Below are 19,342 nucleotides of genomic sequence, written 5' to 3'. Positions count from 1 at the left end.
GGAGCGGAGGGCGGCGGCGGCACGTGCGCCCCGGCAGATGCTGCGGCGGCCGCAGCTCCCGCAGCGGGCCCGGCGCCGGAGGCCGGGGTTCCAGGACGGGCGCCGAACCGGGGCTTGGACGTCCCGTCAGTGCCGTTCCGGCCCAATTTGGGCAGGTCGAGCTTGTTCAGCCTCTCGCGCAGGCTCTGCCGAGGCTCTTCGTCGTAGTCCTCGTACTCGTATTCGTCCTCATACGGCTCCGGCTCCGTGGAACGGGCCTGGCCGAAGATTTCCGAACCGAGTGTGTCGGTGAAGAAGGGCTCTACATACGGCCCGTCCTGCTGAATGACCAGGTCCAGCAGGTCGGCCGCCTGGGCCCCGTTGGTCACCAGGTAGGTGAACCCGTCGGCATTGCCGAGGTCCAGCACCTGGACGTTGCCCGCCCGTTCGCCGGTGGCGATCTCGCGGGCGCTCATGGCGACCTGGCTGGCATTCTCCGGCGCTGCCACCAGGATGCTGACCGGCCGATTGAGCACCTGGTCAATGCCGTCCAGGACCAGATCGTTTTCGGCGGACGCAAGCACTTGGGCAGTGACCTTGTAACGGCCACCAAGCAGCATGCCCACATCAACTGGCTGCGGCACTAGTTCCTCCCGGCGAAATGTCCTGGGCGGGTGCCCGTGACTGGATAATTTGGTTTCCATGCTATCCGCTGCCGGACCCGATACCCGCTTCTGTCAGGCGCGTCCGGGCAACCGATTAAGTAACGGCCGCAGGAAGTCCTGCAGCTCCTCGACCCGAAGCACGCGCAGGAGCAGCAGGTATACCGCGGCCATGACCAGCCCGACGACGGCGATGGTCACCATGGCGGTAGCGATGGACTGCCAGGCGAATCCGCCGTTGGCGTAACCGCCGAACAGCCACAGGACCGCTGCGCCCACCAATCCGGAGCCCAGGCCGGCATAACCGAGCCGGATGTAGGTATCCACGACGCGGCCCGCGCCGTAGTCGCCCAGCCGGCGGCGGGCAAAGTGGTGGGCAAGGACCGCCGAGACCACGTGGAACACCGTGAACAGCAGCGCCAGCGCGTAGACCACCAGGGTGGGATCGATCAACCAGGCGATCAGCACGGCCAGCACCACCGACGCGCCGGAGCAGATCGCCTGCATGATCAATGGCGTTTTGGCGTCTTCCTCCGCATAGAACACCCGGCCCAGGAAGAAGTAGATGCTCATGAAGGGCATGCCGGCCGCGAGGATGGTCAGCACCTGGCCCATCGACGCCGCGGAAGCCGCCGCGGTAGGGCCTGACCCGGCAAACAACCGGGCCAGGGGGCCGGCCAGCACCACCACGGAGGCGGCCCCGAAGACGGTGGCGACGCCGATAGTGCGCAGCCCCGAGTTCACGGTGTGCCGCACGTCGTCCACCGCCCCGATCGATTGCTGGCGGGACAACTGGTTGAACAGCACCGTGGCCACCGAGAGGACGAAGACCGAATGCGGCAGCATGGCGATCAGTTGGGCGGTATTCAGGGCGTACTCGCCGGGGACCGAGGCGCCGGGCCCCGCCAGCTCGGCGCGCGCGGCCGTGGCGCCGGAGGCGATGGACCCGTAGAAGAGGTAGGCGGTGTTGGCGATGACCATGGTGGCCAGGCTCCACATTGCCACCCTTCCGGTGGCGGCGAAGCCCATGCCGCGCCAGCCGAGCTTGAGCTTGAGGCCCATCCCCAGCCGTCCCAGCGGCCACAACAGGATCAGCGCCTGCAGCACGATGCCCAGCGTGGTGCCGCCGGCCAGCACCATCGTCTGGGCGCCGGTCCAGAGCTCCGGGTTGTCCTTGCCGGGCAGGTAGCGGCCGTACAGTGCGATGTACAGCGCCAGCGTGCCGATGGCGACGACGTTGTTCAGGGCGGGGGCCCACATGTACCAGCCGAACCGGCCGTGGGCGTTGAGCACCTGGCCCACCACGGCATACAGCCCGTAGAAAAAGATTTGCGGCAGGCACCACACGGCGAAGACGGTGCCGAGTTCCAGCATGACCGGCGTCCAGCCGCGGGTCAGGACGGAGATGATCGGCGCGGCCAGCAGGGTCGCCAGCAGCGCGATCCCGGCCAGCACCAGCAGCGTCAGGCTCAGCAGCCGGCTGACGAAGTCCGCCCCGCCGTCGCTCTTCTGGCTGGCCTTGATGATCTGCGGCACCAGCACCACGTTGAACACCCCGCCCGCCAGCAGCAGGTAGATGATGTTCGGGATGGTGTTGGCCTTCTCGAAGATGTCGCCCATCGTCGTGTTGGCGCCGATCGCGACCGCCAGCAAGGCGGTGCGGACAAACCCCAAAACGCGGGACACCATGGTCCCGGCCGCCATGATGGCACTGGACTTGGCTGTGCTGTGCTGCTGCACGGACGGGCTGGGGGAGGGGGTCTGGGTCTCGGACATCGTCCTCTATGTTCTCACCTGAAAACGGCCGGATTGCCGGATCCGGCCGGGGCTCAAAGGTGCCCGGGCAGGACTTCCCGGGCCAGGTCCACGATCCGCCGCTCGTTGGGGAAGGACAGCTTCCGGCCCAACTCCGCCAGCGGAACCCAGGCCACGTCCACTGCCTCATGGTCCGGATCATTCTCGATCGTCAACAGGCCGCCGGTGGCCTCAAGCAGGAAATGGTGCACGGTCTTGTGGACGCGGTGGCCGCTGACGGTGAACCAGTAATCGATGCTGCCCAGCGTGGCCAGCACGCGGCCCTTGATCCCTGTTTCTTCTTCGACTTCCCGGACGGCGGCCTCTTCATTGGTCTCCCGGCCCTCGGGGTGGCCCTTGGGCAGGCACCACTCGAGCCGGCCACCGCGGTTGAAGCGGGCGATGATCGCCACGTTCAGGTTTGGGGTCGACGTATCGACCACCACGCCGCCGGCCGAGATCTCCTCGACGGTGGGCAGGGAATGGTGTCCGGGCGCGGCGCTGCCCACTGACGCTGTCAGCGGGGTGCGCTTCGGGGCGCTCGGAACCGGGTGTGCCATGCAGTCCACTCTAACGATTTTTGTTAGGGGCCGATGATGCCGGGGCCGAGCCGCCGGGACTTTGTTAAACATCGCGCCCCGCATCTGGCACGCTTAAGTCACTATGGTTCACCTTTTTGGTTCGCAGTTCGCATCAGCACCCGGTTCCAGCGTCCCGTCCCTGCCGTTGCCGGACGTCGTGATCGAACTGGGAGAACTGTTTGCGGCAGCGGGCCACGAACTCTCGCTGGTCGGCGGACCGGTGCGCGACCTGTTCCTGGGCCGGATCTCCCCGGACCTCGATTTCACCACCGACGCCGATCCGGATGCCACCATCGCCGTCGTCGGGAAGTGGGCGGACAAGTTCTGGGAGATTGGCCGCGATTTCGGGACCATCGGCCTGCGCAAGGGCCAGCACATGATTGAGGTGACCACCTATCGGGCCGAGGCCTACGACCCGGATTCCCGCAAGCCGGTAGTGGCTTTTGGGACGTCCCTGGAGGACGACCTGTTCCGCCGCGACTTCACCATGAATGCCATGGCGCTGCGGCTGCCGTCGCTGGAACTGGTGGATCCGCACGGCGGCGTCAAGGACCTCCACGCGGGCGTGCTGCGCACCCCGGGCGCGCCGTCGGCGTCGTTCTCCGATGACCCCCTCCGGATGATGCGAGCCGCGCGGTTCGCCTCCCAGCTCAACGTGGCCGTGGCACCCGAGGTGGAGGAGGCCATGACGGACATGGCCGCGCGGATCGAAATCATCTCCGCCGAACGCGTCCGCGACGAACTGACCAAGCTGATCAACGGCAAGGACCCGCGCGCCGGCGTGGACCTGCTGGTGGACACCGGCCTGGCGGATTACGTGCTGCCCGAGGTCGCGGCACTGCGGCTGGAGATCGATGAGCACCACCGGCACAAGGACGTCTACCAGCACTCGCTCACCGTGTTGGAGCAGGCCTGTGCCTTGGAGACGGACGACGACGGCGCGGTGCCGGGTCCGGACTTCGTCCTGCGGTTCGCGGCCCTGATGCACGACGTCGGCAAACCGGCTACCCGCCGGTTCGAACCCTCCGGTGCGGTCAGCTTCCGCCACCACGACGTGGTGGGCTCCAAGCTCACCGCCAAGCGGATGAAGAAACTGCGTTTCGACAACGAGACCATCAAGGCGGTGTCCCGGCTGGTGGAACTGCACATGCGCTTCTACGGCTACGGGGAGGCGGGATGGACGGATTCGGCCGTGCGCCGCTACGTCAACGACGCCGGACCGCTGCTTGAGCGGCTGCACCGGCTGACCCGCTCCGACGTGACCACGCGGAACAAGCGCAAGGCGGAGCGGCTCGCCTTCGCCTACGACGACCTGGAGCAGCGGATTGCCACGCTGAAGGAGCAGGAGCAAATGGACGCCGTCCGGCCGGATTTGGACGGCGCCCAGATCATGGCGTTGCTCGGGATCCAGCCCGGCCCGCTGGTCGGCCGGGCCTACAAGTTCCTGCTGGAAGAGCGGCTGGAGAACGGTCCGGCGGCGCAGGAAGAGGCAGAAGCGAAACTGCTGGCCTGGTGGCGGACGCAGCCGGAATACGCGGAGCAGGCATAGCCATGGCCGCGGCCGAACCGCATGATTTCCCGGTGTTGTGGCTGATGCGCCACGGCGAAACCGAGTGGTCGCGCGACCACCGGTACACCGGGTTGGCCGACCTTGAGCTGACTCCCGCCGGGGTCCAGCAGGCCCGCGACGCCGCGGCGAAGCTGGCGGGAGTCCGTTTCCACACCGTCTTGACCTCCCCCTTGGCGCGTGCCCGCCGGACGGCCGAACTGGCCGGCTACCCCGAAGCGGAGGTGGTGGCCGAAGCGCATGAATGGGACTACGGAGACTATGAAGGCCTCCAGAGCGCGGCCATCCGGGCCAAGGATCCCTCCTACCTGATCTGGACCCACGGCGTCCGCGGCGGCGAGTCCCTGCAAGAGGTGGCCGACCGGGCCGACCATGTGATCGCCAAGGTGCTGGACGGCCCTTCGTCCGAACCGCCAGGGCCACGCCAGGTCTTGCTGGTGGCACACGGGCACTTCCTCCGGGTGCTTGCGGCCCGTTGGCTCGGCCTGGAAGCCATCGAGGGCCGGCACTTCGTGCTGGACACCGCTGCCGTCTGCCGGCTGGGGTGGGACAAGAAGACGCCCGCTATCGCGGGTTGGAACCTCTAGCGGCTAACGGAGCATGGCCGGACGCCGCCAGTAGGTGAGCCAGCGCAGCAGCCACTCCAGCGGCCCGTACCGGAACCTCTGCGCCCACCACGCGCTGGCCAGCATTTGCGCCACAAAGAGGAGCACCGCCACGCCAAGCACCGCGGGCGGGGCCAACCGGCCGGTCAACGCCAGCCCGAAACCGGTGAAGACCAGGACCATCAGCACGGACTGTCCCAGATAGTTGGTCAGCGCGAGGCGGCCTGCGGGCGCCAGCGCGGCGCACAGGGCACCGCCGGCCGGAGTGCGGAAGGACAGCAGCAGCACAGCGGCGTAACCGGCCGTCAGCAGCGGCGCGGTCAACGTGGAAATGCCGAAGGCGACTACGGTCGTGGCAGGACCGCCGACGCCGTGTTGTAACCACGCCTGCAACGCTGAAGCGGCCAGCCCGGCCGGCAGCGCCGTGAAAGCCAGGCGGCGGAGCGTGCTTGCTGAGATGCCCCGCTCGAGCAGCCGTCCCTTGGCACACGCCAGGCCGAGGTAGAACGCGCCGAGGGCAATCGGGCTCTGGAGGAGCACGGCATTGGGCTGCGTCAGCGGATACAGCGACGCGTTCTGGGCCAGAACGTCGGCGGGAGAGCCGGCCAGCCCGAACGCCGGCGCGGGCCCCGCGGCGGCGCTGCCGTCGAAGGGTCCCGCGGCCGCCGCGATGAGTCCCAGCAACAGGATGAACACGCCCATGCAGCCGATCACTGCCACTCCGGCCGCGGCAGCGGCCCACGCGGAGAGCGAGCGGGTACCTAGCAACACCAGGCTCAGCAGGCCGTAGGCCAGCAGGATGTCCCCGTGGAAGAGGAGCAGGCCGTGGAGCACCCCGAGCACCACGAGACCTGCTGCCCGGCGCATGGTCCTGACGACGACCGGCTGGCCGTCTGCCACGGCGGAAGCCCACTGCAGAACGAAGCTGTAGCCGAACAGGAACGAGAACAGGATGTAGAACTTGGCCTCGAACAGGAGGCTGACCGCGAAGCGGACCGCGGTGTCCGCACTGGATTGGAACGCCGGGCTGGATCCGCCGGTGACGGCATACGGGTCGGCGAAGTACCAGATGTTCACGCACAGGATGCCCAAGAGCGCGAAGGCCCGCAGGGCGTCAAGCTCGTCGATGCGGGCCGGGGCCTTTGGGGCCGCAGGTCCGGGCACGGGTCCCGGCGGAGCTCCAGCTTCCATGTCGTCGTCCCGTCCAGGGGTGGGTGCTGGCATCGGGGTCCAGTCTAGGGACCCTGCCTGGCTACTGTAACGGGCGGTCAACCGGGCGTCCGGCGGACGGGACGCGAACAAGGGGGTCGCCTAAAGGGGGAGCCCACGCTCGTCAAGGGGTGGCGCCGCCGTCGTTATCCGGCGTGTTGCTGGCGACACGCCGGTGCAGCGGGAAAAAGTTCAATAAGTTCCCGGGCGTGGCTAGGCAGAAGCAGGAGCAATCGGGTACGTTGGATGAGTCCGATTGAACTTTCTCAATCAGGAGCTTCAACCCGGACGGTATCTATTGGCGCTATCAGGAAAGGGAGGTGGGAATCGTGAATATTACCAAGACGCCGGGCGGAGTGTTTAACTCCTTCGCCGCGCTCCGACGACCCGCCTCCGCCATTTCTGCGCAGTAGAACCCTGCTGATTGGGCCGGTTCAACTCTTGAACCGCTGCCGTCTCTCAATCACCGCTCTTCTCTAGCTCTCCCGCGCGGAGGCCTCACTTTCTGCCCTGAGGACTTCGCTAATGAGCACCCTTACCGCGTTACCTGCTGCCGTCGCGGCGACCCCCGCTGCTGCTTCGAGCACGGACACCGGCCCCGCCACGGCAACGGCAACCCCCATGGATACCGCCATGCTTCCTGCCCGAAATCCAGCCCGATCCGGAGAAAACCCCGCCCACCCCAGAGAGGAACCCCTCATGAAACCGCTCGATGCAGCCGTATTGCCTGCACCGGAACGATCCATCCGTCCGCCCGAGCCGGCGCAGGCCCGGGAAACGGAGCGGCGCGGTCACGGCGACGTGATCACCGCCGGAAGCCTGCGCGGCCTTGACACCGGCAGCGACAGTTCCGGCGACGCCGGTGCCCCGGGCGGGGGTTCGGACCTTGCCGGGCCGACTCCGGCAAGCCGGAAACGCTCCGCAGCAGCGGACATGCCGAATTTCTTGGCCAGGCAGGAGGTGAATGCCATGATCCGCAAGCTCCGCCAGAGCGTCTCGCTGTGGGAACGAATACAGAACGTGGGTGTTGACGAACAGCGCTTGGAACAGGTGCGCGATGAATTGCTGTCGCACCGCCAGCTCATCCGCTGAGTTCCAGCCCGCACGTGCAAATAAATACGCCGTCCTGTAGGAAACACATCCGCGAGGAGGATCCGATGAGTCGCATTGGACCCCATGTAGCTTCAGGCCCGCGCCCGGGTTGCTCCAGGCGCGGGCCTCGGCCTTTAAGCACCTCCGCCTTCAAGTATTAGTCGACGCTCCAGTGCCGTGGTGTTTCATTGCTAACCGGCGTTCCGGAGGCCGCGCGCCGACGCCGTCTCAGTGGCGCCAAACCGACATCGCCCAGATGAAACGTTTTGCGTCCGATCACTAAGTATGCTTATTGTGGTTCCATCGCAACCTGAGGAGGCAACATGATCGGTTTCATCATTGCAGGGCTGGTTATCGGAGCACTCGCCCGCCTTATCAAGCCCGGAAAGCAGAATCTGGGGCTCGTGGCCACGCTCCTGCTTGGCATCGTCGGAGCAATCATCGGTGGTGTCATCGCAAACCTGCTGGGCACGGGCGACATCTTTGAGCTGAACGTGCTCGGATTCATCGTCGCCGTGATTGCCGCGGTACTTCTGATCGGTGTGGCAGAAAGCCTGTCCGGTCGTCGGGCGGTGCGCCGCTAACGGCTGCAAATAAACACGAAGATGGCCTGCCGCGTGCTTATCGCGCGGCAGGCCATTTTTGTTCCTCGGACGAAGAGCCGGACGCTTCGAGGCGGCCATTCGCATAGGTGCTTCCAGCCAGCTCACCAGGCCTCGTTCTGCGCTTCTCTTCTCCCCGGAAGGGACCGGTGACGGCGGCCTTCTTGGCTGATACGTTGGCTGTGGCGGTACTGCCGCCATGGCCCTATGCGAGGAAGAAGGACGACGATGTCTGAACCGGCTCCGCTGACCGACCTGGAGATTGCCCGCCGCGCCACTTTGCGGCCCATTACCGCCATTGCCGACGCCGCCGGCATCCCCGCGGACGCTCTCGAGCTTTACGGCAGCTACAAGGCGAAGGTTGATCCCGCCAAGTTGGGGGAGGGCCACCAGGAACCGCGCGGCCAGGTGGTTCTGGTGACCGCCATGTCGCCCACCCCGGCCGGTGAGGGCAAATCCACCCTGACGGTGGGCCTGGCGGACGCCCTGTCGAGGGCAGGGCACAAGACCATGGTGGCCATCCGTGAACCTTCCCTCGGACCGATTCTGGGGATGAAGGGCGGGGCAACCGGCGGCGGCTATTCGCAGGTGCTCCCGATGGATGACATCAACCTGCATTTCACCGGAGACTTCCACGCCATCACCTCGGCGAACAACGCGTTGATGGCACTGGTGGACAACCATATCTATCAGGGCAACGCGCTGGGCATCGACCCGCGCCGGCTGACGTTCCGGCGGGTGCTGGACATGAACGACCGGGCGCTTCGCCAGGTGGTGATCGGTCTGGGCGGGCCGACGCAGGGAGTGCCGCGGGAGGCGGGCTTCGATATCACCGTCGCCTCCGAGGTCATGGCGGTCTTCTGCCTCTCGTCCAACCTCGCCGACCTGAAAGCCCGGCTGTCCCGCATCACGGTGGGCTACACCTACGACCGCAAGCCGGTCACCGTGGCGGACCTGGGTGTGCAGGGCGCGCTAGCCATGCTGTTGAAAGACGCCATCAAGCCGAACCTGGTCCAGACCATCGCCGGCACGCCCGCCTTTGTGCACGGCGGCCCCTTCGCCAATATCGCCCACGGCTGCAACTCGCTGCTGGCCACGCAGACCGCCCGCCGGCTCGCCGACGTCGTCGTCACCGAAGCCGGGTTCGGGTCCGATCTCGGCGCCGAGAAGTTCATGGACATCAAGGCGCGCGCCGGCGGTTTCGCCCCGTCCGCCATCGTGGTGCTGGCCACCATCCGGGCGCTGAAAATGCACGGCGGCATTCCGAAGGAGCAGCTGAAGGAACCGAATCTGGAAGCCGTGCAGGCGGGCATCGCCAACCTTGAGCGCCACGTGGACAACGCGCTCAAATTCGGCGTCACACCCGTGGTGGGCATCAACAAATTCACCACCGACAGCCCCGAAGAACTCGACTGGGTGCTGGACTGGTGCCGGCAGAAGGGCGTCGAGGCGGCTATTGCCGATGTCTGGGGCCAGGGCGGCGGCGGCCCCGGCGGAGACGCGCTGGCGGCGAAGGTGGCGGACGTCCTGCAGCAGCCGCAATCATTCTCCCCGTTGTACGACCTTGACCTGACCGTGGAGAAGAAAATCGAGACCATCGCCCAGCAAATCTACGGGGCGGACCATGTGGAGTTCACCAGCCCGGCCCGCAGGCGGTTGGCGGAGATCGAGGCGAACGGGTGGGGCAAACTGCCGGTGTGCATGGCCAAGACGCAGTATTCCTTCACCGACAACCCCGCGGTCCTGGGCGCCCCGAGCGGATTCAGCATCACCGTGCGCGACCTGATCCCGAAGACCGGCGCGGGTTTCATCGTGGCGCTGACCGGCGACGTCATGACCATGCCGGGCCTGCCGAAGGAACCGGCGGCCGGCCGGATGGATGTGGACGACGACGGCGTCATCACGGGACTCTTCTAGCCCTGCACCGCTGCGGTTAGCTGCGGCTTAAAACAGCCGCCGCAGCACGGGTATCCGCAACGCAACCAGGGTCAGGACGAAGGCGCAGGCCGTGGCCACCGAGAACTTCAGGAACAGGAGCGGCAGCGTCGGCTCGCGGTCCGGGAAGACGTGGAACGTGAGCCACGTCAGGAACAGGTAGTGGCACAGGAACACTCCGAACGAGGCGTTGGACAGCTGGACGAGCAACCGGCCCAGCCAGCCCGGCGGCTGCCATCCGGCCAGCAGTTGGTACACGGCGGCAAAGATGCACAGCGCAGCCGCCGTGACACCGAGCCCCACGTAGCTGGACGGCGTGATGACGTTGAGCAGCGGCGTGGAATCCTGGTTGATCCAGTGCCAGATGTTGAAAACCGAGAGCACGACGGCGGCGCCTCCCGCCGCCGCGGCGGCACCGCGCGGGAGGCGCACCTGGGTGAGCACCCAGCCGGCCATGAAGTACCCCAGGTAGGGAAACCACTGGGTCAGGATGTTCCAGGGGTACTGCCAGCCCCACTCGTACTGGATGCTGGCGGCCTGAAGGCTGAACAGCGCGAGGGTCAGGACCAGCACGCCGCCGGTTGCGGCGGCGGCCCGCCGTAGCGTCACCCGCTGCAGGTAGCGGGCAAGCGGCGGTGCCACCAGGTACAGGCCCAGAATCAGCCACAGGAAGTACAGGTGCGGGTACACGCGGGTGTCGAAGACGGACACCAGCACGGCGACCGGTTCGAGTTCGCGCCCGAGCATCAGGTGGCTGCCCAGGAAAATGTAGGCCAGGTGCCAGGCCACGAGGGCGGGCAACAGCCGCAGGGCGCGTTTGCGGTAGAACGCCAGCGCGCCCTCCTTGTGCGTCCGCGGCGCCAGCACCAGGGCGCCGGAGATGACGACGAAGACCGGCACCACCCAGATGAAGGCTATGTCGATGATCGCCGCCCAGATCCAGTCCGGCTGATGTCGGCGGTCGTCGTCGCCGGCCAGCTCGCCGAAGGAGTGGATGGCAACCACGCCGACGATGCTGACGATGCGCAGGATGTCCAGCGCGTAGTTGCGGCGGGGGAGGGGGGTCGGTCCTCGGAGCTCCCCGGCGGGGGACAGGGAGGGGACGGCCATGAGGCCAATCTACCCGGAAGCCGCCGCCGGCTGGCAACAGAAGAACCGGGGCGGCCCACTGGGCCGGCCCCGGTTCTTGCGGTGCGTCTTAGCGGTCGGAGTCGCCGCGGATGAAGGCTTCGACCTTCGCGCGGGCGGTGTCGTCGTCGTACTGCTCCGGCGGGGACTTCATGAAGTAGCTGGACGCCGAGAGGATCGGCCCGCCGACGCCGCGGTCCAGGGCAATCTTGGCGGCACGGATGGCGTCGATGATCACGCCGGCAGAGTTGGGGGAGTCCCAGACCTCGAGCTTGTATTCAAGCGAGACCGGGGCGTCACCGAAGTTGCGGCCCTCCAGGCGGACGAACGCCCACTTGCGGTCATCGAGCCAGGACACGTAGTCCGAGGGGCCGATGTGCACGTCGTCGTCGCCAAGCACGGCCGACGTGTTGGAGGTCACGGCCTGGGTCTTGGAGATCTTTTTGGATTCCAGGCGCTCGCGCTCGAGCATGTTCTTGAAGTCCATGTTGCCGCCGACGTTCAACTGGTAGGTGCGGTCCAGCACCACGCCGCGGTCTTCGAACAGCTTGGCCATCACGCGGTGGGTGATGGTGGCACCGATCTGGCTCTTGATGTCGTCGCCGACGATCGGAACTCCGGCCGCGGTGAACTTGTCGGCCCATTCCTGGGTGCCGGCGATGAAGACCGGAAGGGCGTTCACGAAGGCGACGCCGGCGTCGATGGCGCACTGGGCGTAGAACTTGGCGGCCTTCTCCGAGCCGACCGGCAGGTAGCAGACCATGACGTCCACTTCGGCCTTGCGCAAGGCAGCGACCACGTCCACGGGCTCGTAGTCGGACTCCACGATGGTCTCGCGGTAGTACTTGCCCAGGCCGTCCAGGGTGTGGCCGCGCTGGACCTTGACGCCGGTGGCCGGAACATCGGCGATCTTGATGGTGTTGTTCTCGCTGGCGCCGATAGCGTCGGCAAGATCCAGCCCCACCTTCTTGCCGTCAACGTCGAACGCGGCGACGAACTGCACGTCGTCGACGTGGTAGGCGCCGAACTTAACGTGCATCAGTCCGGGGATCGTTGCGCTCGGGTCGGCGCCACGATAGTAGTGGACGCCCTGGACCAGCGAGGCCGCACAGTTTCCAACACCGACGATCGCTACCCGGATGGGGTTCTCTGCCACGGTTCTCCTTCGAAACACTTCTGTAGGGCCGCCGCGCCGATGGCGGGCAGCCTATCCAGTCTACGCCGTGTTTCAACACATTGCCGGGCGCGCCCATTCCCGGGACGGCACGCGGCGCGGGTTAATCGCTCAGGCGGGCAGCCGCCGGGCGTTGCGCAGCCGCCGCACCAGCCTCAAGGCCGGCGCGGGCAGGACGGTGCGCAGCCTGGCGCGCAGCTTGCGCCGCTGCACCGCGGCCAGGCGATCCGGATCGGTCGCCAGCTTTCCGGCCCTGGCGCGTGCCGCGAAGTTGGCCAGCATTTCGCCCAGCCGCACCGGCTGGGCGTGGAAGTAGTTGTCCCGCAACCAGCGCGGGTCGGGATGCCCGAACCTGCCGGCCACCAGGTCCTTCAGGTTGCCGACCAGCCCGGAACCGTCGAACACCTTGTTCAACATCTGCTCGGAGAGTCCGAAGTCGTCCAAAATGAGCACCGGCAGGCCGGCGTCGAGCGCTTCCAGGGCCGCGGTGGAGCTGACGGTCGCCATGGCCGCTCCCGGGGTGAGCTGGTCGGACATGGGGCCGGTGCAGAACTGCAGTTCGTGTCCGGCCACCGCCCGCGCCGCCACCAGGTCAGACCACAACTGGTCGAACGGGTACTGCTCCGTGTGCGTCTGCGGCTCCCCCGCCCAGGCCCGCAGCTTCACCCGCACCGACAGCTCCGGCCGGCGCCTGGCCAACGCCGCGAGGGCCTGCAGGATCGCGACGCGCTGCTCCCGCTCCACCGGAACCTTGGCCTGCGGCGCGAACACCACCGAGTCCAGCGGCTTCTGCTGTGGCTCCGGGCGCCCGGCGGAGGCCAGGAACGGCAGCCGCGACACCAGGATCCGCTGCGGCAGCCCCATGGCGTCGGCCAAGTCGCTGAACGCCCGGCACTCGGCGTGGCTGTGGGTGATGAACGCGTCCCCGAGCGCCCGGTAGTTCAGCGCCTTGCGGGTGGCCGGGAAGGCCACTCCCGGCAGCGCGGATACCAGGGCGGGCCGCCGCGGCATCCGGGACGCCTGGGTGAAGATTTCCTCCACGATGGGCCCGGTGGCTGCCGCGAGCACGACGTCGGCGCCCGCCAGCGCGGCCCGCAGGCCGGAGGCGGGGATCACCCGCGGTGCCTTGCCGGCCAGGAAGGTCCCGGCGGTGGCCGCCTGGGTCTGTTCCAGGGTCGGAAGGATGGGGGAGCGCACCAGCAGCACCTCGCGCTCCCACCCGGCGCCGACGGACTCCAGCGTGGCGCAGGCGAACTTCAGGTAGGAGTCGCTGTCGGCGACTGCCAGCAGGCGGAAGGGCCGGACCGTTTGCCGCCCGTCGGCCGCGGGCGCGGCGGTTTTCCACTGCTCCGGGTTCATCGCTCGCCTCCGTCCCGCAGGGAGCTGCTCAGGTGTCGGCGCAGTTCTACCGTCGTCCCGGGCAGCCACCAGTCGTCCGGTACGGGCTGCCCCTTCAGCGGCACGCCGGAAGGGGCCAGGATCAGGCGCAGCGAGGCCAGCACCGTGGAAGGCAGGGCGCGGACTGCCTGCCCGGGCCGGAGGCCTCGCAGGCGCATTTCCACCGGAATGGTGTGTTGCTTGACGCTGATCAGCGGATGCTCCGCCAGGGCGCCGAGGAGTTCGGGTCGTTCGCGGCGGTGCGGGAAATACGCCACCGGGCCATCGTCGGTCAGCGACCGGACCCAGTCCACATAGGGCTCCGCCCGGATCAACCCGTCGGCGGGCATCGCCGAGCCCACCACGATGGTCGGCTCACTGATGTTCTCGGTGACCGGCTGGGTGCCCAGCCACTCGAAGCGGTGCCGTTCCAGATGCCCGCCGAGGGCCCGGAACTTCTTCTCCACTGCCGGCTGCACGGTCAAGGCCGTGAATACCAGCAGCCGGCCCTGGGCGGCCATCCTCCGCAGGGTCCACCAGGTGGCCAGGCCCAGCGCCTTGCGGCGGGCGGTCGGCACAGCCCGCGGCCGGATCAGCGGGACGGGCCGCACGCTGACGAGCATGTGCAGCAGGCTCAGCGTTGCCAGGCCGTCGTCCACGATGACCAGTTCGTCCGCGCCCACGCCGCGCAACAGTTCCGCCTGGACCTTGCCGGAGTAGGCGTCGCCGGTGACCCAGCGGTCGAGCTTTTTGTTGCGCACCGCCGGGAGGGTGGCCGCCGGCGGCGCGAACCGGACGCCGCTTGGCACTTGTTCCATCAGCGACTGCAGGGTGCTGTCCATGCCGACGGCATCGCTGCGCGGGTAGATGAGCGTGTCCCGGCCGAGCAGGCCGGCACCGTGCGCCTCGACGGCGCTGAGCAACTGCAACGGGGACTCGGCCCAAACGGCGGCCCGGCCAAAGCGGGGGCGCACCAGTTCGCTCCGGCGCCCGCGCTGCGTCTTGGACCCGACGGGTGGACGGGTCGGATAACCGTCCGCCGCCGGTCCCAGCTGGGGAAGGAAGGCCGCGGTGATCGCCGTTTCCGTCATGGCGCCCGCCTCACGATGCTGCCCGGGACCGGAGCTTGCGGACCGCACGCCGGCCCAGCCGCCCGACTTTGGCCAGCGGGCGGGCGGCCACGGCAGCCGGCAATCCGCCCGGCAGTTGAAGCTTGGTCAGCCGTCGCCGCTTGAAGTAGCGCATGTGGGGTCCGTCCTGGATGTGCTGCAGATACGTTTCCGCGCCCGGGCGGCCTGCTGCCAGCGTATCGGCCTGCATGCAGTAGGAGACGGCGTCGACCAGTTGCTGCAGGCGGCCGGCAGGGGGAGTGTCTGCCCCCTCCTGGTCCGGGGCGTGGAAGTTCCGTTCCAGGATTGCGTCGATGATGGTGACCGGCACGCGGTTGCTGTTTTCGTACGGGGTCAGGCGCTCCAGCAGCAGTTCGGTTCCTACGGCCGCCGCGTCGATGCCGAACAGGTACCTGGCGGTCATGAGGGCGGTGGAGAAACAGCTGACCACCAGCCGGGGCTGCAGGCGCTGCATCACCACTTCCGCAGGTACCGGGGACTCCAGGATCTCCAGCCGTACCCCGAGGTCCACCGCCGCCGACTGGACGGAGCGCAGGGCTGCCGGTCCGGCGTTGGGATGGGGCTTGAAGATGCAGTGCCGGATCCCCCGCTCCAGGGCCTTTTCGATCATCCCTCGGTGCAGCGCCACTTCTTCCTCGGCCGACAGGATCCCGAGCTCGGACAGGTATTGGCCGAGCAGCAGCGCGCTGCCGGCGGCGGCACCGGGCTGGGACGCCGGAATCACCAGGGGCGGCACCGACCGGTCCAACTCCTCCATCGCGCGGCGCAGGGAGGCCGGATCCACCGGCAGCAGCTTGGGTTCATGCTCGCGCAGCAACTGCGGGCGCAGCCCGGGGACGAGGTCCACGTACAGCAGGGAATCGAGCCGCTGGGCCACGGCCAGCGGGACGGGGTTCCGGGTGGGTCCGTAGCTCATCAGGCCGTCCGAGTGAACCGAGACGGCGGCCTGGGCGAAGGTCCGGGCCAGGGCAATCGCGGGGTTGACCTGGATGGACTCGACGTAGAGATGGACCGGGTCGCTGCCCAGGTCCCATTCCGAGCGCAGCAGCCTTTGCCACAGATCCAGGTCTTGTTCGCGGGGATTGAATTGCCCCGGCCGGCGGGGCCAGAGCAGCTCGCCGAGGTCGACCACGCGGTCGAACCTGCGGGCGGCTTCGGTGAAGCCCGGGGATTCGTGGAACGGGACGGTGATTTCCGGAATCAAGGCGTTGTTCGTCAACACCAGGATGCGTTCGGCACCGGTGGCCGGCAGGGTCCCGTCGTCGACGGCCGCCGCCAGCGAGACGACCTGGTAGAGGGTCGAGACGACGAAAAGTTCTTTCACTGCAGTGGTCCGATCGCTGATTCCAACTTCTGGCGCCGGTTCTTGTCCATGCCCGCCAAACAGCTGCCGACGGCGGGGGCCGGGAGGGCGGCCACAACGGCCCGGATCCCGGACGTCAGTTCGCGGCGGACGGCCCTGGTCATCTTCTCCGACCGCTCGAGGTGATGGCAGGCGATGGCCAGGAATTGCCGGATCGCCTTCGGCCGGAAGCGGTCTGCCTCGCGGTCCTCGGCCACCAGCCGGAAGACCTCGGCGTAGCTGCGCAGGAAATCCAACTGCCGGCGGTCGAAGATCTGGCTCAGGGACGTCGCTACGCCGCGGCGGTAGAAGGCCCCCAACTGGTCCGAAACCGCGTAGGAGGTTGCCTCCAGGTGCAGGCGCCAAATCCAGGGACGGTCCTCGGCGGTATGCAGGCCGTCCACAAAGTGCAGCAGCCCGGCCTCCCGCAGCGCGCCGTCGAAGATGCCGAAGGGCGCGAACGGATAGTCCACCATGGATGAGGCGTCCATGGGTCCGATGTCCTGGCGGGGATCGAGGGCGACGCCGCGCACGGCCTGCGGCGCCCGGTGAATGGTCCGGATTCCCCCGGCGTGCCGCACGTGGTCCACCCGCAGGAAGTCCACCCCCAGCTCCCTGATTTCCGCCGTGATGCGTGACAGGTGGCGGGGCGCGTACCAGTCATCCGGGTCAAGGAAGGCGATGTAGCGTCCCGCGGCGGCGTCCAGCCCCTTGTTGCGGGCCGCGGCCAGGCCGGTGGGGGCGTCGTTTCGAAGGATGTGCAGGCCGGGGAGCCGGCCGGTGAAGGCGGCGGCCAGCTCCCCGGTCCCGTCGGTGGAACCGTCATCGACGACGATGATTTCCATGACCGAGGGATCATCGAACTGGCGGGTCAGGCTGGTCATCGCGTCGCGGATGAAAGGGGCCTGGTCTTTCGCCGGGATGATGACGCTCAGTAATGGCTGGTTCATGGCGTGTGCTTAGCCGTCCACCCGGCGCAGGCGGGACAGCGGTGCCAGCTCGCCCGGGAAGACGCGCTTGACGCCGTCGCCCATGGCTTCTTCCAGGATCCGGATGTCGCGGATCAGCGCCTCGAAGCCCTTCGGCTCCAGCGAGGAGGCCTGGTCCGAGCCCCACATGGTCCGGTCCAGGGTGATGTGCCGTTCCACCGTCACCGCGCCCAGGGCCACTGCGGCCAGCGAGATCTGCAGGCCGCGTTCGTGCCCGGAGTAGCCCACCGGCACCTGGTAGCGCTCCTGCAGCGTGGTGATCATCCGCAGGTTCGCCTCTTCCGGCGGCAGCGGGTAGGTGGAGGTGGCGTGCATCAGGATCAGCTTGTCCGTGCCCAGAACCTCTACGGCCTTGTCGATCTGCTCGATCGTGGACATGCCGGTGGACAGGATCACCGGCTTGCCGGTCTCGCGCAGCGCGGTGAGCAGTTCAAGGTCGGTCACGGAGGCGGAGGCGACCTTGTGGGTCAGCGCGCCGGCTTCCTCCATGAACGCGACCGAGGGCACGTCCCACGGCGAGGCGAAGCAGTGCAGGCCCCGGTCGGCGGCGTGGGAGATGAGCTTCTGGTAGATCGGCATGTCGAACTCGACCCGGTACCGGTAGTCCAGGTAGGTCATCTCGCCCCACGGGGTGGAGCGCATCTTGTCCCGCATGTCCGCGGGGGTGGAGATCTCCGGGGTGCGCTTCTGGAACTTCACCGCGTTGGCGCCGGCCTCGGCGGCGACGTCGATCAGCTGCTTGGCGATCTCGATGTCGCCGTTGTGGTTGATGCCGATCTCGCCGATCACGTAAACCGGCTGTCCGGCACCGACCTGCACGTCGCCAATCACGACGGGCGCCGGGGAACCGGCGGGAACATTGACGGAAACGGTAGCTTCGGTAGTCATCTGTGCACTCTCTCTGGTTGTTGCTGTGGTGGCTTGTTGAAGGCGGCGGGGGCCGCCGGCACCGCTGTGGGCGGCGAGGATGAGTTCGCAGATCTCGCGGACCGCGCCCTCACCGCCGTGATGCTGCAGCACGGTCCGTGCCGCGGCCTTGACCTCGGCGCGGGCGTCGCCCACAGCCACCGGCCAACCAACGACGCCCATGGCGGGCAGGTCGTTGACGTCGTTGCCCACGTAGGCAACCCGGTCGGGGTCCAACCGGTTCACGGCCATCCATTGGCGGACCGCTCCGGCCTTGTCCGAGACGTCCTGGAGGACGTCGATGCCGAGTTTCCCGGCCCGGGCGCTGACCACCTTGTTGCGTTCGGTGGACAAAATCAGTTGCGGAATTCCGGTGCTGCGCAGCCGGGAGATTCCCATGCCGTCTTCGCGGCTGACGCGGACGAACTCTTCGCCCTCGGCGTTCACGAAGGCGTGGTCGTCGGTGTGGACGCCGTCGAAGTCCATGACCAGGGCGTCAACGTCGACGGCGCCGGCCTCCGCGGCGCCCGCCGCGGCGCGGTCCGGACCGGCCAATGCCCGGACCACGGCCAGGTCTTCGGGCGAGTCGATTTCGACGGCCTGCCCCGCGGGCACTTCCTGCAGCCTCAGCCGGCCGAAGAAGCGGTGCCCGCGGTCGAGGAAGCCCTCGGTGCGCATGGCGTAGAACGCGCCTGTTTCGCGGTACTGCGGCCGGCGGTCCTGGCGGCGGGGCCGCACGTCGGCGCGGTGCCCGACGGCGGTGACGGCGCCGTCGTCGTCAAGCGACCAATGGAACGCGTGGCTCTCGGTGACGGAGAAGGCGACGTCGGCCCGGTCCTCCAGCACGTGAAGGACGGCCCGGTCCAGGTGCTCCGGCTCGATGAAGGGCGAGGTGCACTGCAGCAGGACGGTGACCGCTGGCTGCCGGGGCAGCGTGGAGAGCACGTGGAGCACGGCGGATTCGCTGCTGGCGGTGTCTCCGGAGAGCTCCGCGGGGCGGATGACGACGCGGGCGCCGCAGCGTTCGGCTTCGGCCGCGATGTCGGGATGGTCTGTGCTGACGACGACGTCGGTCACCGACGGGGCTGCCAACGCACTGTCGATGGCGCGGGCCACCAGGCTCCGGCCGGCCACGGGCGTCAGGTTCTTGAACGGGATTCCCTTGGAACCGCCGCGGGCCGGGATGACGACCAGGACTTCCCGGGGATCGTTGTAACTCATTGGAGCCACGGTAGGAAGCACCGGTAACGGCCCGGGGTGGACCAGGTTA

General features: G+C 67.8%; 15 protein-coding genes and 2 pseudogenes. 5 read left to right on the top strand and 12 right to left on the bottom strand.

Annotated features, from left to right (window positions below; translation table 11 throughout):
• The 3 genes and pseudogenes from AC5RUH_RS01605 to AC5RUH_RS01595 all read right to left on the bottom strand — a co-directional run.
• Window positions 1-623 (bottom strand): annotated as a pseudogene (locus tag AC5RUH_RS01605) (ABC transporter substrate-binding protein); the annotation flags it as partial.
• Window positions 624-716: 93 nt separating this feature from the next.
• Window positions 717-2,417 (bottom strand): murein biosynthesis integral membrane protein MurJ, encoded by a 1,701-nt coding sequence (gene murJ, locus AC5RUH_RS01600; RefSeq protein WP_494023979.1) that lies wholly within the window; start codon window positions 2,415-2,417, stop codon window positions 717-719.
• 53 nt (window positions 2,418-2,470) lie between these two features.
• Window positions 2,471-2,995, bottom strand: coding sequence for an NUDIX hydrolase (locus AC5RUH_RS01595; protein WP_494075071.1), 525 nt, complete (start codon window positions 2,993-2,995; stop codon window positions 2,471-2,473).
• Window positions 2,996-3,098: 103 nt separating this feature from the next.
• On the opposite strand from AC5RUH_RS01595, the gene AC5RUH_RS01590 reads away from it, so the two are divergent.
• Both AC5RUH_RS01590 and AC5RUH_RS01585 read left to right on the top strand, forming a co-directional pair.
• Window positions 3,099-4,565, top strand: a complete 1,467-nt coding sequence (locus AC5RUH_RS01590; RefSeq protein ID WP_494023980.1) for a CCA tRNA nucleotidyltransferase — start codon at window positions 3,099-3,101, stop codon at window positions 4,563-4,565.
• A 2-nt stretch (window positions 4,566-4,567) separates the two neighbouring features.
• Complete coding sequence (locus tag AC5RUH_RS01585; protein WP_494001188.1) at window positions 4,568-5,170, top strand: histidine phosphatase family protein; 603 nt, start codon at window positions 4,568-4,570, stop codon at window positions 5,168-5,170.
• A 3-nt stretch (window positions 5,171-5,173) separates the two neighbouring features.
• Here AC5RUH_RS01585 and AC5RUH_RS01580 read toward each other — a convergent pair whose 3' ends face one another.
• The gene (locus AC5RUH_RS01580; RefSeq protein WP_494075070.1) at window positions 5,174-6,412 is read right to left on the bottom strand and encodes a DUF418 domain-containing protein; all 1,239 of its coding nucleotides are present in this window, start codon (window positions 6,410-6,412) and stop codon (window positions 5,174-5,176) included.
• Between the two features lie 684 nt (window positions 6,413-7,096).
• On the opposite strand from AC5RUH_RS01580, the gene AC5RUH_RS01575 reads away from it, so the two are divergent.
• The 3 genes from AC5RUH_RS01575 (at window position 7,097) to AC5RUH_RS01565 (ending at window position 10,008) form a co-directional block, all read left to right on the top strand.
• Entirely contained in the window at window positions 7,097-7,489 is a 393-nt protein-coding gene (locus AC5RUH_RS01575) for a hypothetical protein (protein ID WP_494013452.1), read from the top strand.
• Window positions 7,490-7,812: 323 nt separating this feature from the next.
• Window positions 7,813-8,073: a GlsB/YeaQ/YmgE family stress response membrane protein gene (locus tag AC5RUH_RS01570; protein WP_493978224.1), complete on the top strand. Its 261-nt coding sequence runs from the start codon at window positions 7,813-7,815 to the stop codon at window positions 8,071-8,073.
• Between the two features lie 246 nt (window positions 8,074-8,319).
• Window positions 8,320-10,008 carry a formate--tetrahydrofolate ligase gene (locus AC5RUH_RS01565; RefSeq protein ID WP_494075068.1) on the top strand — a complete coding sequence of 563 codons (1,689 nt, stop codon included), beginning with the start codon at window positions 8,320-8,322 and terminating at the stop codon, window positions 10,006-10,008.
• 27 nt (window positions 10,009-10,035) lie between these two features.
• On the opposite strand, the gene AC5RUH_RS01560 is transcribed toward AC5RUH_RS01565, so the two are convergent.
• The 8 genes and pseudogenes from AC5RUH_RS01560 to AC5RUH_RS01525 all read right to left on the bottom strand — a co-directional run.
• Window positions 10,036-11,136, bottom strand: a complete 1,101-nt coding sequence (locus AC5RUH_RS01560; protein WP_494075067.1) for an acyltransferase — start codon at window positions 11,134-11,136, stop codon at window positions 10,036-10,038.
• Window positions 11,137-11,224: 88 nt separating this feature from the next.
• Window positions 11,225-12,310, bottom strand: coding sequence for an inositol-3-phosphate synthase (locus tag AC5RUH_RS01555; protein ID WP_494001183.1), 1,086 nt, complete (start codon window positions 12,308-12,310; stop codon window positions 11,225-11,227).
• A 129-nt stretch (window positions 12,311-12,439) separates the two neighbouring features.
• A complete protein-coding gene (locus AC5RUH_RS01550; protein ID WP_494075066.1) occupies window positions 12,440-13,687 on the bottom strand; it encodes a DUF6716 putative glycosyltransferase in 1,248 nt (415 codons plus the stop codon).
• Window positions 13,684-14,796 carry a hypothetical protein gene (locus AC5RUH_RS01545; protein WP_494075065.1) on the bottom strand — a complete coding sequence of 371 codons (1,113 nt, stop codon included), beginning with the start codon at window positions 14,794-14,796 and terminating at the stop codon, window positions 13,684-13,686. Before AC5RUH_RS01545 ends, AC5RUH_RS01550 begins: the two co-directional genes overlap by 4 nt.
• Before the next feature lie 10 nt (window positions 14,797-14,806).
• Window positions 14,807-16,159: a polysialyltransferase family glycosyltransferase gene (locus AC5RUH_RS01540; RefSeq protein ID WP_494076892.1), complete on the bottom strand. Its 1,353-nt coding sequence runs from the start codon at window positions 16,157-16,159 to the stop codon at window positions 14,807-14,809.
• Window positions 16,156-17,127 carry a glycosyltransferase family 2 protein gene (locus tag AC5RUH_RS01535; protein ID WP_494075063.1) on the bottom strand — a complete coding sequence of 324 codons (972 nt, stop codon included), beginning with the start codon at window positions 17,125-17,127 and terminating at the stop codon, window positions 16,156-16,158. Before AC5RUH_RS01535 ends, AC5RUH_RS01540 begins: the two co-directional genes overlap by 4 nt.
• A 9-nt stretch (window positions 17,128-17,136) precedes the next feature.
• Window positions 17,137-18,054, bottom strand: coding sequence for an N-acetylneuraminate synthase family protein (locus tag AC5RUH_RS01530; protein ID WP_494075076.1), 918 nt, complete (start codon window positions 18,052-18,054; stop codon window positions 17,137-17,139).
• A 114-nt stretch (window positions 18,055-18,168) separates the two neighbouring features.
• A pseudogene (locus AC5RUH_RS01525) lies at window positions 18,169-19,293 on the bottom strand (cytidylyltransferase domain-containing protein); the annotation flags it as partial.
• Window positions 19,294-19,342 lie beyond the last annotated feature (49 nt).

Source organism: Arthrobacter sp. Y3223166 (assembly GCF_059090935.1).
This window is presented reverse-complemented; position numbering and strand designations above follow the sequence as displayed.

Coding starts and splice junctions, on each gene's coding strand:
- AC5RUH_RS01545 (WP_494075065.1), bottom strand. CDS start 14,796: ATGACGGAAACGGCGATCACCGCGGCCTTCCTTCCCCAGCTGGGACCG.
- AC5RUH_RS01595 (WP_494075071.1), bottom strand. CDS start 2,995: ATGGCACACCCGGTTCCGAGCGCCCCGAAGCGCACCCCGCTGACAGCG.
- AC5RUH_RS01585 (WP_494001188.1), top strand. CDS start 4,568: ATGGCCGCGGCCGAACCGCATGATTTCCCGGTGTTGTGGCTGATGCGC.
- AC5RUH_RS01590 (WP_494023980.1), top strand. CDS start 3,099: ATGGTTCACCTTTTTGGTTCGCAGTTCGCATCAGCACCCGGTTCCAGC.
- AC5RUH_RS01565 (WP_494075068.1), top strand. CDS start 8,320: ATGTCTGAACCGGCTCCGCTGACCGACCTGGAGATTGCCCGCCGCGCC.
- AC5RUH_RS01570 (WP_493978224.1), top strand. CDS start 7,813: ATGATCGGTTTCATCATTGCAGGGCTGGTTATCGGAGCACTCGCCCGC.
- AC5RUH_RS01575 (WP_494013452.1), top strand. CDS start 7,097: ATGAAACCGCTCGATGCAGCCGTATTGCCTGCACCGGAACGATCCATC.
- murJ (WP_494023979.1), bottom strand. CDS start 2,417: ATGTCCGAGACCCAGACCCCCTCCCCCAGCCCGTCCGTGCAGCAGCAC.
- AC5RUH_RS01530 (WP_494075076.1), bottom strand. CDS start 18,054: ATGACTACCGAAGCTACCGTTTCCGTCAATGTTCCCGCCGGTTCCCCG.
- AC5RUH_RS01560 (WP_494075067.1), bottom strand. CDS start 11,136: ATGGCCGTCCCCTCCCTGTCCCCCGCCGGGGAGCTCCGAGGACCGACC.
- AC5RUH_RS01550 (WP_494075066.1), bottom strand. CDS start 13,687: ATGAACCCGGAGCAGTGGAAAACCGCCGCGCCCGCGGCCGACGGGCGG.
- AC5RUH_RS01535 (WP_494075063.1), bottom strand. CDS start 17,127: ATGAACCAGCCATTACTGAGCGTCATCATCCCGGCGAAAGACCAGGCC.
- AC5RUH_RS01580 (WP_494075070.1), bottom strand. CDS start 6,412: ATGCCAGCACCCACCCCTGGACGGGACGACGACATGGAAGCTGGAGCT.